Consider the following 12,593-nt stretch of genomic DNA (forward strand, 5'->3'; position numbering starts at 1 on the left):
CAGCAGTGCTCACCGTCACCGGCTCGTTCGACGACGGTGCGACCTACACCGTGCAGATCACCGGGCGGGCCGACCGCCCGGTGATCGGGTCGCACCGGGCCGCAGCTCTTGCAGAGCTCCACCTGGGCGAGAGCGTCGCCCTGTCCCCCACCGGCCCGATGGCGACCGCCGCCGGCGACGACGAGGCGTCCATCCTCGCGGTGCTCCGGCGGCACACCACCGTCCTCGAGGAGACGGGGCCGATGCCCGCCCGCGCAGTAGAGCCGTAAACGGCCTCTTGCCCAATTGGGCAAGAATGATCTTGGTCGGCGGATGGGCACCGGCAACGGGCGACACAAGCCGGGCCGCGTGCCCATCCTCCGCCCCGTGACCAGATACGGATTCGCCATCAAGGCTCTCCCCCCGGGCGGCAAGCCCTTCGGGGAGGAAGACGACGAGAACGACGAGACCATGGGCACCGAGAAGGCATCTCTCGACGAGGCCAACCCCGGCGGCTCCGAACCCACCGACGACTTCGCAGACGACTTCCCCGAGGAACCGAACGCCGCCCCGGCCATGCCCGCCGAGGACCCCGCGGCCGCGCCCCAGGGCACGGACGCCCCCTCGGAAGGCGAAGCCGGCCAGGCCCCGGAGGCGCCGCCGACGCCCCCCGACGACGACTCCCGCCCGTGGGCCGGAGACATGTACGACGAGGGCAACGAGACCGACCCGGACTCCGCGTACTCCGCATACAGCGGCGTCGACGGTGAACAGGCATGGCTCGACCGCGGGCCCGACGGCACACTGACCGGGTGGGTCCGCGACTCCACCGGCCAGGTGTGGCGCTACACCGACCCCGACGCCTGGTCCACCGACGTCGACGGCGCGCAGATGACCCGAACCCACGGCCCGGACGGCGAGGACAGCCCGCCCGAGCCGGGAGGGAGCGGTCAGCCGCCCGCCGAAGACCGCGGCGCCCAGGAGCCCCTGTTCGCAGGCCAGTAAGGAGCCGAGAAGGTGCAGTTCAACCGTCAGACCCAGATGGACCTCATCAGTGAGGGGAAGGCCGCGTTCCAAGGCGGCGACCCGTCCGATGCCTGCCCGTACGACAGGTACGGCGACCGCGAGCAGCAGGTCGGATATCGCTACTGGACGAGGGGCTGGGGCGCCGCCCGCGCCGAAAGCGAGGCTGCGGCCGCGCAGCGCGCGCAGCCCAGCGCAGGACAGTAGCCACGCGCTGACGGCACGGTGCCCGGCGGCCCACTGTCCACCGCCGGAGGTTCCCCGCCGTGCCGAGCGCTGCTCCACTCACCACATCACCCCGCCCCACCATCCAGCGAGGCACCAGCCGGGCAATCTACGCCGTCACCGGCGTCGTCGACGAGGTCAGCGACCTCATCGTCCCCGGAGCCTTCGCCCGCACCCTTGCCACCCGCCCCGTCAAGACCGTGTGGCACCACGGGTGGAAGGACCCCGTCGGCGTCGTCGTCGAGTGCGAGGAATGGCTGCCCGGCGACCCCCGATTCGCCGACGTCCCCGGGGAGTGGCCGGCCGAGGCCGGCGCCCTGGTCGCCACGGTGCTCTACAACCTGCGCACCCGCCAAGGCCGCGACGCCTACGAGCAGGTGAAGCAGTGGCACGAGCACAAGCAGGCCGCGTTCTCCATCGGCTACCGCGTCCCCGACACCGGCGCGAGCAAGCGCGGCGACGGCGTCCGCGTCATCCACTACCTCGATCTCTTCGAGGTGTCGCCCGTGCTTCACGGCGCGCACCCCCTCACCCGCTCGCTCGAGGTCAAGTCCGCCCCCAGCACCGGCGACGTCGACGGCCTCGAGTACAAGACCACCCCGTCCCACGTCGAGATCGACGTCGTCGCGTTGACGGAGGGCAAGGACATCAAGGTCGCCGGACTCGCGGTCAAGGCCGCCGACACCGGCCGCGTGCTGATGATCCAGCGCGCCCTCGACGACAAGGACCCGGCCGCCGGCACCTGGGAGCTCCCCGGCGGCCATCTGGAGAAGGGCGAGGACGCGCTCACCGCCGCCGTACGCGAGTGGACAGAGGAGACCGGGTCAACGCTGCCCGCCACTGCGAGCGTCGTCGGCTCCTGGACGGCCCCGAACGGCATCTACCGAGGGTTCGTTGCCGTCGTCCCCGCAGAGGCGGACGTGCCCATCAACACGCCGCACAGCGACCGGAGCGTCGAGAACCCGGACGACCCTCGCGGCGACGCCACCGAGGTCACCGCCTGGTGGCCGATCGAGTCCCTCCCCCGCATGCCGCTCCTGCGGCCCGAGTGCCGCGAGATCCCGTGGGCACTCCTGACGGGCGCCTCCCTGCCCCAGGGCCCGGCGCAGCCGCCCCCGCCCCCCGCCCCGAACATCCTGGAGGGCATCCTCGCCGCTACCCGGCACGGAGTGGCCCCCACCGAGCAGAAGTCCGCCCGTGCCGCCGTACGGGCGGCCCGCAACCTGCCGCGCGTCGAGCACAAGTCCGCCCGCTCGATGGTCGCCGAAGCCAAGAGCCGACTCCCTGTCCCCCTGGAGACCCCCGTGATGCCGTCCAAGCCCCTTCCCGAGTCGCAGGAGCAGTTCCGCTCCCGCCTGTCCGACAGCGTCCGCGAGCTCATGGACCCGGACGGCACCACCTGGACGTGCATCGAGGGCACGTACCCGGACCGCGTCATCGTCTCGGTGCACTCCGAAGACGGCGAGCGACGCACCCGCAACTACGCCATCCCGTACACGGTCTCGGCCGCCGGAGACATCACGCTCGACAAGCCCCAGCCCGTCGAACTGGCCACCATCGTCGTCCCCGAGGGCGCCACCGCACACCGTCAGGCGACCGACGACGAGGACGTCGACGCCCGGGTCATCCAGCCGACCGTCGGGGCTCTCGAGGACGCCACCGCGCGGGTCAGCAGCTCCACCGCCGACCCAGAGCAGCTCGAGGGCGTCCGCGACAAGGTCCGCAGCCTGATCGCCGCCCTGTCCGCCAAGGGGCTCGACGTCGAGGAGGAGGAACCCCCGCCGAGCGGCTCCACTGTCGGGTTGGACCTGTGGGACGAAGACACCTTCCCCGACGACACCGGCGAGGCGGACGGCCCCGGCGAGGACGAGGAGGACGACACCGCAGACACGCCGCCGGCCCCGGCCGTACCCGAGGAAGAGGAGGAGGACACCGTCCGCCTGGACCCCGACGAGGTGAAGGCACTCCTCGCCGAAATCCGAAGCTAGGTTGCATCCCTCAACTCCCCCACCCTCTCCGTCACACGCCCCACAGAGATAGCAAAACCGCAGGTCAAACCCATCGCGCTGCCCGCTCCGCACACCCGGAACGGGCAGCGCGCGACGTTAGGCCCCCTCTCCCCTTTTGATCCGCCTCGCGTTGAGGCGTCCCGGTGCTGGCCGGGCGAGCGACGCACGTCAACCGCACCCAGCACCCCAGGGAGAAGACCCCCAATGCCCACCAGCCGAATCGAAGAGCTGCAGGTCGCGCTCCAGGCGAAGTCCGCCGAGGCCGAGCGCATCTCTCAGACGTTCAAGGTCGAGGACGGCGGCCAGTTCATCGTCTCCAGCGACCAGGCCAAGGAGTTCCGCAAGGTCTCCGCTCAGGCCCAGGAGATCAAGTCGCTCATCGACGCCGAGCAGGGCCTCACCCAGATCAAGCAGTACCTCGAGGCCCCGGAGTCCGCGCCGGCCGCGGCGAGCCACTACGGGCAGCGCCCCGGCGTCGAGGAGAAGTCCCTCGGCGACCTGTTCGTCGAGTCCGCGTCCTACCGGCGAGGGGCCGAGCTCGAGTTCCGGGACAAGCCGTACATCCGCGCCGACATCGAGGGCAAGTCCATCTTCTCCCTCTCCGCCGGCACCGTGACCCACCAGGTCCTCGGCTCCGCGCAGAACCTGGGCATCGCCGAGCGCCCGTTCCGCAAGTTCCACGTGCGGGACCTCTTCCCGAAGTCCACGACCAAGAACGCCGTCCTGTACGGCGCCCGCGAGACCGGATGGACGAACGCGGCCCGGCAGGTCAAGGAGCGGTACGCCGCGGACGGCACGTCGCCGGCCACCGGCGCCGACACCGACACCTGGGGCCGGGCCCCCCGGTCGAAGCTGACCCTTACACCGACGATGTACCCGGTCGCAGAGGTAGCCACCCTCCTGGACGCCCACAAGAACATCCTGTCCGACGAACCGCGCCTCAAGACCTTCATCAACACCCGCATGGTCGAGGGCGTCAAGTACGCCGAGGACTGGGACCTGCTCCACTCCGTCGGTGACGGACAGTCCCTGACCGGCATCTACAACACTCCGGGCGTCCAGCAGTACACCGGTCTCGCGACCGACCAGTACAGCGTCCAGATCCGGCGCGCCATCACCAAGGCCCTGCTCGCCGAGTACGACCCGACCGGCATCGTCCTCTCGCCCACGATGTGGGAGCACGTCGAGGTCGAGGAGGACCATAACGGCGCGTTCCGCGTCGCCATCGCCGTCGCCATCGGCGCCGAGAAGAAGGTGTGGAGGCTGAACGTGGTCGAGACGACCGCGATGTCCGACAACGACTTCCTGATCGGCGCATTCGGCCTCGGTGCGCAGCTCCACGACCGGGAGAACGTCTCCGTCACCGTCTCCTCCGAGAACGGCGAGAACTACGAGAAGGGCCTCATCACGTTCCGCGCGGACGAGCGGCTCGCGCTCGAGATCCCCCGCCCGGAGAGCTTCGTCATCGGCAAGTGGACCACCCCGGCCCCCTGATCGATGCCGGAGTGAGGGGGCGTACCCAGACCTGCGGGCGCGCCCCCTCCCACGTACCACCATCACGACGACGGAGGACCCGGTGATCGAGAAACTGACAGGCCTTGCGGCGGAACTGGACGCCCTCACCAGCGTTCCCGCCGCCCCCCGCGGCCCCCGCTGCAGCGTCGGCGCCCTCCTGGACACCGCCGGCGGCGACGTGGCCGCCTCTCTGCGCGCGGTACTGGACAAGCCGAGCGTGTCCGCCACCGCCATTGCGGAGACCATCAGCCGCCACGGCGAGCCGGTCACGGCCTACACCGTCAACCGGCACCGCCGGCGCGGAGCCCCCAACGGATGCAGGTGCGAGCGATGACGAACCTGAGCAACGACCTGCAGGCCCTCCTCGAACCCGCGGCCGCCGAGCAGAGCAGCCCCAGCCAGGTTCAGCGTGCCTACCCGGCCGCGCCGCGCGGCTGGGAGAGCGGCATCCGCTACGAGCCGGGCGGCACGATCGTCGTCACCACCCCACCCGCCTCCGAGCACCCGGCCGGCGAGAACGAGTGGCGGGCCCGCGTCGAGGAGATGGGCCTCCCGATCCCCGAAGGCTTCCGCGTCCGCCTGGTGGAGGCCAAGCACGACCCAGCCGCCTGGCACCGCGACGCCCAGGGCGAGGACGCCGTTACCCGCGCCGTGTGGCGCTGCCGCTACGTCATCGAACCGGCCGCCCCCGCCTGGATGTCCGCCGACGACGTCGACGCCCTCGTCCGCGATGCGATGCGCCGCCGCCGCAAGCCCCGCACGGCCGTCGACGGCGTCGACCGCGCCCTGGTCGTGGTGTACGCCGATGCGCAGGCCGGGAAGGTCGGCCGCGATGGCGGCACCCCCGAGCTCCTCGCCCGGGTCGCTGACCGCTTCGACCGACTCGACGACCACATTCGCGACCTCAAGGCCGTTGGCCGCGCCCCGTCCGCCGCGTACTGGGCCGACGCCGGCGACTGCATCGAGGGCTTCGAGAATGTCGCGGCGCAGGCGTTCACCAACGACTTGACCCTGACCGAGATGGTCCGTGTCCACCGTCGCATCACCTTCGAGGGCCTGGACCGGCTCGCCGGGAAGTTCGGTCGCGTCGTCGCCGCGACCTGCGGCTCTAACCATGCGCGCGTGCGCCGCGGGAAGGACGCTGTGGGCCCGCCGGTCGACGACTGGGGCATCGAGGTCATGTCCCAGGTCGCCGACGCCTACGCCCGGAACGAGGACGCGTACGGACACGTCTCGTTCGTGATGCCGGAACGATGGCGAGACACCGTCAGTCTCGACGTCGCCGGGAAGATCGTGGGCCTGGCCCACGGACACCAGTTCCCCCGACCGGAGAAGGCCGCCGACTGGTGGCGCGCGCAGACCTTCGGCCGCCAGCCCGTCGCCGACGCCGACATTCTCCTCACTGCCCACTACCACCACTTCCGCGCGCAGCAGATGGGCAATGGGCGGATATGGCTGCAGGCGCCGACGCTCGACAACGGAAGTGACTGGTTCGCCGTCCGCTCCGGCGAGGTCTCTAAGACCGGCCTGCTCGTGTTCAGCGTCGGCCCGGACGGTCTGGACGATCTGCGGATCCTCTGAACGCGACGCAAGCTCCTTCGGCCGCTCACCGTCCTGGCCATGACCAAGACACCACGGTGGCTACTCACCCAGAACTCAGACATGCGCCGACAGGGGATCTACAACTGGTCCATCCCGGCGTGGGCCGGGACCCTGCCGGACGGCCGCAACTACAACACCTGCCCGTCCGCCGGAGTCTGCAAAGACCTCTGCTACGCCCGACAGGGCGCCTACCGGTTCCCTGGCGTCAAGGCCCGCCACGAGGCGAACCTGATGATGACACTGGACGACCTCGCCGGCTGGGAAGCACAGATGACGGCCGAGCTCCAGCACAAGCGGTACCAGGGCCGTTGGGTCCGCTGTCACGACAGCGGTGACTTCTACTCCGCGGAGTACACCGAGGCCTGGATGCGCGTGATGAGGGCCTCGCCGGGCGTTCGCTTCTACGCGTACACCAAGTCCGTAAGCCTCTTCCGCGAGGTCGTGGAACCGGACCCGCCGGAGAACTTCCGGTGGGTGTACTCCCTCGGCGGCCGTGAGGACCACCTGGTCGACGTCACCATCGAACGGCACGTCGACATCTTCCCCGACGAGGACACCCTCGCCGAGGCCGGCTACACCTCCCGCGGCAAGGCCGAGGAGGGCTGTCTCGTGTCCGTCCTCGGCCCGCAGAAGATCGGGATCGCAGCGAACAACATCAAGCACCTGCAGAAGAAGCAGGGCCCGAACCGGTGGAGCGACCTCCAGCGCGCGCAGGACGACCGGCGCCGAGGGCCCGGCAAGCAGTTCAAGAGCAGCAGGCCGTAGCCAGTCCCGGGGACAAGTCACCCGGCGCCGGATCCGCGCCGGACGACACCAAGATCATTCTTGCCCAATTGGGCAAGCGCCCCGCATCCCAGTCACCACGCGACCCAAGTCGGGCCCGTGCCGCATTCTGCGCCCGCCACCGACCCCCAGAAGGGAAACCCCCATGCTCCACAAGGAAGACGGCACCTTCATCAAGAAGGCGTCGTTCCCCGCCTCTGCTGTCACGGACGTCCCGATGCGCATCACTGAGGACGTCTACGAGTCCAAGGTCTACGGTCCCGGCGACGGCCGCGCCGAGGGCTCCCGGTACCACCTGCTCTACCAGGCCGGAACGATCGTGCTCCAGTCCGAGATCGACCGGCTCTTCGCCCCGGCCGCGACTGTCGCGACCCTCACCCCGGCCACCGGACCGGCCGCCGGCGGCACCACCGTCACCATCAAGGGCACCCGCCTTGCTGGCGTCACCGGCGTGAACTTCGGCGCCACCCCGGGCACCGAGCTCAAGCGCGTCTCCGACACGGAACTCCGCGTCAAGACGCCCGCGGGCGCGGCGGGGGCCGTCAACGTCGTCGCGGCCGCCGACTCCGGCAACGTCACCAAGACCAGCGGGTTCACCTACTCCTGATCCCCACAGCAGAGCGGCCCTTTCGCTACAGCGGAGGGGCCGCCGCGCGTAGGCCGCGACACAAGCGCCGCTCTCCGGCCAGGGTGCGCGCCGAACCGACCACCACCCCATCAGGGAGCCACTCATGGCAGGCACGCCCCGCACCCGCAAGACCGCGGCCCCGACGGTCACCGAAGCCGACCCCGGCGCGGCCCCCGAGGAGACCACGGAGCTCGAGACCGCCGCGGCGGACACCGTCGAGGAGTCGGCCACGGCCGCCGACACCACCCCGGCGGCGCCCGACGCTGCCCCGCTCGAGCCGCCGGCCGTCCAGGAACCCCCGGCCGCACCCGCGGCAGCACCGTACGCGACGCCGACCGAGGTCATCCCGGACGATGAGAACCTCGCCGACGTCATCGTCGATGACGCCACCCAGGAGCCTCCGGTCGACGTGGACGCCGTCTTCGCCCCGCTCACGGAGTACGGCTCCGTCCTCGTGTGCACCGTGCGCCTGGTCGAGCGGACGTTCCTCGGGCCCCATCTCAACCCCGTGCACCGACTCCTGCAGCCCCAGGGTGCGCACGTCTCCGAAGGCGTCGCGAAGCGGATCCTGGAGCGCCTCCAGGCCCAGGCTGCGCGGCAGGCCGCGGCCGACACGACCGACGAGCAGTAGGAGACCGGGGTGTACGACTACAGGCCCATGTACGGCGGCGCGTTCTACGATCCGGAGCCGGCCGGAGGGCAGGTGACCAGCCTGACCCTCTACTCCGGCCCCGACCGCGCCACCACCGTGACGGCGACGGGACCGGCCACCCGGCTGCGTGCCGGGGTGTACCGCTTCGCCCTGCCGGACGTGCCAGCTGGCCGCTACTGGGCCACCGTCGTCTTCACCCCGAGCCAAGGGGCCCAGCCTGTCCAGGACCAGTCCGTACGCCTGGACCTGCCCCTCGGGCTGGGCCTCGTCACTTCCCCGGAAGCTGTCGCCACGGAACTCGGCGCGACGCTCCCCCTCACCGCCGAGCAGCGCGACGACCTCCTTACCGCCATTCGCAAGGCGCAGGCTGACGTCGTCGGCTACCTCGGACAGCCGGTGATCCCGCGCATAGTCACCGGCAGCGCGCTCGCACCCCGCTGGAACGGTGAGCTCGAGGACGTCGACACGTGGCCATTCGAGACCGACGACCTGGTCCACGTCGTCTCCTACCGGGAGCGACAGGACGGCACCTACGACGTTGACTTCCTCCTCGGACTCGACGGAGCCGCCGTCGAACCCGTCGTCCGCTACGTCACCACCCACGCCGCCGAGACCGAACGCAACCGGCCGGGCGGAGTAGGCGCCCAGGGCCGCCGTGTGTCGTCCGTGAGCGCGGAGGGACAGTCGATCTCCTACGAGGCCGAGCCGACCGCCGGCCAGGCCGGGGCGCTCCCGACCCTCGACAGCCTGTCCCGCTGGAAGCGGCGCCTTTTTCAGCCGCTGAACCAGCCCGCCCGTGCGCCGTGGCCGTACTCCTCCAGCCGCGGCCGCCGCTGAGAAGGGACCCGCTCGCCGTGGCCGTCGTGCTGCCGAACGTCATGCTGACCGCGTACGTGCTCGCCCACCCCTGGGAGCGCGACGCCAACGGCGTGCCCGTGCCGCCCAACCCGAACCAGAAGCCGACCCCGCGCGGCACCTGGCCCGGGTCCGTGCTCGAGCAGCCCGACGGCTCATGGACCGTACGGCTCGACCCTCAGGCATGGCCCGTCAAGGAGGGCGACACCGTCTCGGATTCCGACGGCCGCTCCTGGACGCTGACGGCCACCCGTCTCCACGCCGTCCCCGGCTGTCCGGACGTCGACTACGTCCAAGGCACCGCCACCCTCAACCCTCCCGAGGTGTCGTGATGGCCAAGTTCACTCCGGCGCGCGGCCTCGAGGAGCAGCTCGCTCGCATGCTCGCGCCGGACGTCCGGCGCATCGCCCACCAGGTCGAGGTCGAGGCGAAGCGTCTGGCGCCGCCCGTGAAGAAGTGGGTGACCATGGGCGATAGCAAGGTCCGCCCCACCCACGTCGCCGCGAACGGCCAGGAAGTCCCGGACAACCTGAGGTTCAAGCTCGACTCCATGGACTGGGACATCGAGCACCGCGGTGTCGGCGCCCATACCTACATGATCCGTCCCAAGGATGAGTCCTCCCGGGCCGTGGCCAACCTCAAGAACTGCCGATGCACTGTCCACCGCGACCCGGACGGCATCGCCCAGCACATCAACACCGGGCAGCCCGTCGTCGCAGGGAAGAAGGTCACCGTCACCGTCTCCGTGCAGGCCGACATGGTCGTCGAGGCGGAAGTGGGCACCGTCTACCCGGGCAACCTGCGCGCCGACGGCACCTTCTTCATGTCCCGCGCGGCCGCGATCGTCGCCGCCCGCAGCTAATCTTCGACACCCAGTATGGCGCGCGCACAGTTCACGAAGGCGTCCATGGCCTCGTTGTGCTCGCGCCCGAACTGCTCGATCAGAGGATCTGCCTCAGGCTCCATGTAGTCGTTGAGCAAAGCCGACCGCTCCTCTGCGCTGAGAAAAGGGATCCGGTCGAGAGCATCCGATGCCTCGTTGTGGACCTCCATCATGTTCGCTGCATCGGCTGCATACGCGGCTCACCAGGCATCCATGGCCGTCAAGGCCTGTTGGGCATCGTCGTACTCAGGCCAGCCGCGCACGCCGTTCAACTGCATACGGAGCCGATACGCCTCACCTCGTGTCCGCGCAAGGCATTGGAAGGCCTGCGACGTTCGCAGCACTTTGTCGGATTCGGCTTTGAGGGAGGTGGGAGCAACAAGCTGGACGACTCCCCAAGTGTGAAGGAGCTCGTCGTAGGAGGGCGTGGAGTCCACGTTGGGCTCCCGGAACATCGTGTGCAGAACTCGGCCGAGCGTCCTGTCGGCACGGATCAGGTTTGTCGCTGCACTGATCCGCTGATCGCGCAAAGCGGCGGTGTGTGCCTGAGTTGCGGCATGGTCGGCCTGTTCCCGGACTGCTTGAAGGGTTGCTGTCGCAGCCGTCTTCGCTGCTGCCTCTGCGGCTTTGGCCTGGATAACGCCTCCGCGGGCCTGGAGCCATGCGCCGAAAGCAGCGCCGGCGAAGCCGACCACGATGGTGAGGAGCGCAAATATCTGCGCTTGGTGCGCCTTGAGGAAGTCAATCACGCGAGGTGACACTAGCTGCCGCCCCCTGCACAGTGCGCGCCATGGCTACGAACTCAACCACCAAGAAGCCCGCCGTCCCCGCGGCCGCGGAGCAGTCCACCGACGCCGACATCGTCATCCAGCCCGCTCCGGCCGTCCGACCGTCGACTCTCGCCCGCCGCGTCGGTCCTGCGCTCGACCCCTCCGTCGCTCCGGTCGCAGTCCGGCTGACGCACCACCACGAGATCGACGGCACGGCCTACGCGCCGGGCACCGAGCTCCTGGTCGACCCGGAGTACGCCGAGCGCCTGCGGGCGCAGGGCTACGCCCAGCCCTGATGAGCGAGCCGAATCTGGCCGACGCGGATCCGGTCTCCGCGATCCTCGCCTGGCTGCAAAACCACCCGGAGGTCGCCGACGCACTCGGCGGCCCCGGCCGCGTGTCCGGAATCGAGGAAGGCCCGTGGCCGCACCTGCGGGTCGACCACGGGCCCGGCGGCGATCTGCGAGACCTGCGGTGGGCCATCTCGCCGGAGGTGACGCTCGAGGTACTCGGCGACCCGGGCGGATGGCCGGGCAAGGCCGAGCTCCGCCGAATCCTCCTGCGCTGCGCTCTGGCGGCGCAGGAGCTCGCGGAGGCCCCCCACGTGCCCGGCAAGCCGGTCATCAGCGGCATCAAGCCGTCCGGACTGCTGCTCTGGGCACCCCTTGCCACCGGCCACCCCCGGTGGCTGATGAACCTCTCCGTCACCCTCCACCCGTAGCACGCGACGCAAGCAGTCCCGGCTCTCCAAGGTGTCCGCGCCCCAGTACCGGACCCCAAGGAGACGCCCGCCATGGCTGGCGAGACCACGAACAACAACCAGATCGTCATCCCTCAGCTCAGCCGCGTCTGGCTGGCTCCCGTCGGCACCACGGCCCCGGCCGATGCCACCGTCGCGATGCCCGCCGGCTGGTACACGGCGGGCCTGTTCACCGAGGACAGCCTCAAGTTCAACTCCGAACCGAACTTCGAGCAGGTCCGAAGCGCCCAGTCCTCGTACCCCACCCGCACCTTCCAGACGACCGACGCCGCGACCATCGAGGTGGACCTGCAGCAGTGGTCCGGCCAGAACTTCAAGGCGGTGTACGGCGGCGGTGCCATCACCGTTGTGACCCCAGCCGGAGGCGGCAAGCACTACCGGTTCGCCCCTCCGCGGATCGGCGGACGCTCCGAGATCGCCGCGTGCATCGAGATCATCGACGGCGGCAAGCACTACCGGTACGTCATCCCGCGCGCCATGCAGATGGAAGGCGTCTCCAAGGACCTCGCCAAGACCAAGGAGAGCGTCCTGCCGCTGCGCCTGGCGATCCAGGGCGGCGACGAGACAGATGCGTGGTACGTCCTCAGCAATGACCCGGCCTTCCAGTTCCCGGACCCGACGATCACGACCGTCACGCCCTCCACCGGCCCGGCCGCCGGCGGCACGAACGTGACGATCACGGGCACTGGCCTCAGCGCGGTCACCGACGTCCTCATCGGCGGCACGTCCCTCGTCGGCGTACTCCTCACCAACGACACCACGCTGACGGGCGTGACTCCGGCGGGCACCGCTGGCGCGAAGGACGTCGTGATCGTCTTCCCGGGCGGCACCGCCACCAAGACGGGCGGCTTCACCTACTCGTAGCCCGGCCTGCGGGCCGCTCCTTCCCGCGCCCTGAGGCAAGGGGCG

General features: G+C 70.3%; 18 protein-coding genes. 16 read left to right on the forward strand and 2 right to left on the reverse strand.

The window, feature by feature from the left end; genetic code table 11:
* Positions 1-5 precede the first annotated feature (5 nt).
* From ABTY59_RS31665 to ABTY59_RS31725, 13 genes are all read left to right on the forward strand, one after another.
* Positions 6-269, forward strand: coding sequence for a hypothetical protein (locus tag ABTY59_RS31665; protein ID WP_352022523.1), 264 nt, complete (start codon positions 6-8; stop codon positions 267-269).
* A gap of 97 nt (positions 270-366) precedes the next feature.
* The gene (locus tag ABTY59_RS31670) at positions 367-984 is read left to right on the forward strand and encodes a hypothetical protein (RefSeq protein ID WP_352022524.1); all 618 of its coding nucleotides are present in this window, start codon (positions 367-369) and stop codon (positions 982-984) included.
* A gap of 12 nt (positions 985-996) precedes the next feature.
* Positions 997-1,209, forward strand: a complete 213-nt coding sequence (locus ABTY59_RS31675) for a hypothetical protein (protein WP_352022525.1) — start codon at positions 997-999, stop codon at positions 1,207-1,209.
* Positions 1,210-1,268: 59 nt separating this feature from the next.
* A complete protein-coding gene (locus ABTY59_RS31680; protein ID WP_352022526.1) occupies positions 1,269-3,215 on the forward strand; it encodes an NUDIX domain-containing protein in 1,947 nt (648 codons plus the stop codon).
* 225 nt (positions 3,216-3,440) lie between these two features.
* Positions 3,441-4,730 (forward strand): phage major capsid protein, encoded by a 1,290-nt coding sequence (locus tag ABTY59_RS31685; protein WP_352022527.1) that lies wholly within the window; start codon positions 3,441-3,443, stop codon positions 4,728-4,730.
* Between the two features lie 82 nt (positions 4,731-4,812).
* The gene (locus ABTY59_RS31690; protein WP_352022528.1) at positions 4,813-5,085 is read left to right on the forward strand and encodes a hypothetical protein; all 273 of its coding nucleotides are present in this window, start codon (positions 4,813-4,815) and stop codon (positions 5,083-5,085) included.
* Entirely contained in the window at positions 5,082-6,332 is a 1,251-nt protein-coding gene (locus ABTY59_RS31695) for a hypothetical protein (RefSeq protein WP_352022529.1), read from the forward strand. The genes ABTY59_RS31690 and ABTY59_RS31695 overlap by 4 nt, the downstream gene beginning before the upstream one ends.
* 39 nt (positions 6,333-6,371) lie before the next feature.
* The gene (locus ABTY59_RS31700; RefSeq protein WP_352022530.1) at positions 6,372-7,118 is read left to right on the forward strand and encodes a GP88 family protein; all 747 of its coding nucleotides are present in this window, start codon (positions 6,372-6,374) and stop codon (positions 7,116-7,118) included.
* A gap of 163 nt (positions 7,119-7,281) precedes the next feature.
* The gene (locus tag ABTY59_RS31705; RefSeq protein WP_352022531.1) at positions 7,282-7,743 is read left to right on the forward strand and encodes an IPT/TIG domain-containing protein; all 462 of its coding nucleotides are present in this window, start codon (positions 7,282-7,284) and stop codon (positions 7,741-7,743) included.
* Positions 7,744-7,867: 124 nt separating this feature from the next.
* The gene (locus tag ABTY59_RS31710) at positions 7,868-8,395 is read left to right on the forward strand and encodes a hypothetical protein (protein WP_352022532.1); all 528 of its coding nucleotides are present in this window, start codon (positions 7,868-7,870) and stop codon (positions 8,393-8,395) included.
* 9 nt (positions 8,396-8,404) lie between these two features.
* Positions 8,405-9,253 carry a hypothetical protein gene (locus ABTY59_RS31715; protein ID WP_352022533.1) on the forward strand — a complete coding sequence of 283 codons (849 nt, stop codon included), beginning with the start codon at positions 8,405-8,407 and terminating at the stop codon, positions 9,251-9,253.
* Between the two features lie 17 nt (positions 9,254-9,270).
* The gene (locus ABTY59_RS31720; protein WP_352022534.1) at positions 9,271-9,603 is read left to right on the forward strand and encodes a hypothetical protein; all 333 of its coding nucleotides are present in this window, start codon (positions 9,271-9,273) and stop codon (positions 9,601-9,603) included.
* Positions 9,603-10,133, forward strand: coding sequence for a putative phage head morphogenesis protein (locus ABTY59_RS31725; RefSeq protein ID WP_352022535.1), 531 nt, complete (start codon positions 9,603-9,605; stop codon positions 10,131-10,133). Before ABTY59_RS31720 ends, ABTY59_RS31725 begins: the two co-directional genes overlap by 1 nt.
* Here the strand turns inward: ABTY59_RS31725 and ABTY59_RS31730 are convergent.
* Positions 10,130-10,327 carry a hypothetical protein gene (locus ABTY59_RS31730; RefSeq protein ID WP_352022536.1) on the reverse strand — a complete coding sequence of 66 codons (198 nt, stop codon included), beginning with the start codon at positions 10,325-10,327 and terminating at the stop codon, positions 10,130-10,132. The two genes, ABTY59_RS31725 and ABTY59_RS31730, sit on opposite strands and share 4 nt — an antisense overlap.
* A 27-nt stretch (positions 10,328-10,354) precedes the next feature.
* Positions 10,355-10,903, reverse strand: a complete 549-nt coding sequence (locus tag ABTY59_RS31735; protein WP_352022537.1) for a hypothetical protein — start codon at positions 10,901-10,903, stop codon at positions 10,355-10,357.
* Between the two features lie 41 nt (positions 10,904-10,944).
* On the opposite strand from ABTY59_RS31735, the gene ABTY59_RS31740 reads away from it, so the two are divergent.
* The 3 genes from ABTY59_RS31740 (at position 10,945) to ABTY59_RS31750 (ending at position 12,548) form a co-directional block, all read left to right on the forward strand.
* Positions 10,945-11,220: a DUF7210 family protein gene (locus tag ABTY59_RS31740; protein ID WP_352022538.1), complete on the forward strand. Its 276-nt coding sequence runs from the start codon at positions 10,945-10,947 to the stop codon at positions 11,218-11,220.
* Positions 11,220-11,645 carry a hypothetical protein gene (locus tag ABTY59_RS31745; protein ID WP_352022539.1) on the forward strand — a complete coding sequence of 142 codons (426 nt, stop codon included), beginning with the start codon at positions 11,220-11,222 and terminating at the stop codon, positions 11,643-11,645. The genes ABTY59_RS31740 and ABTY59_RS31745 overlap by 1 nt, the downstream gene beginning before the upstream one ends.
* A gap of 72 nt (positions 11,646-11,717) precedes the next feature.
* A complete protein-coding gene (locus tag ABTY59_RS31750; protein ID WP_352022540.1) occupies positions 11,718-12,548 on the forward strand; it encodes an IPT/TIG domain-containing protein in 831 nt (276 codons plus the stop codon).
* The last annotated feature ends 45 nt before the right edge of the window (positions 12,549-12,593 follow it).

This window comes from Streptomyces sp. NPDC096079, from assembly GCF_040303145.1.
Taxonomy (GTDB): Bacteria; Actinomycetota; Actinomycetes; order Streptomycetales; family Streptomycetaceae; genus Streptomyces.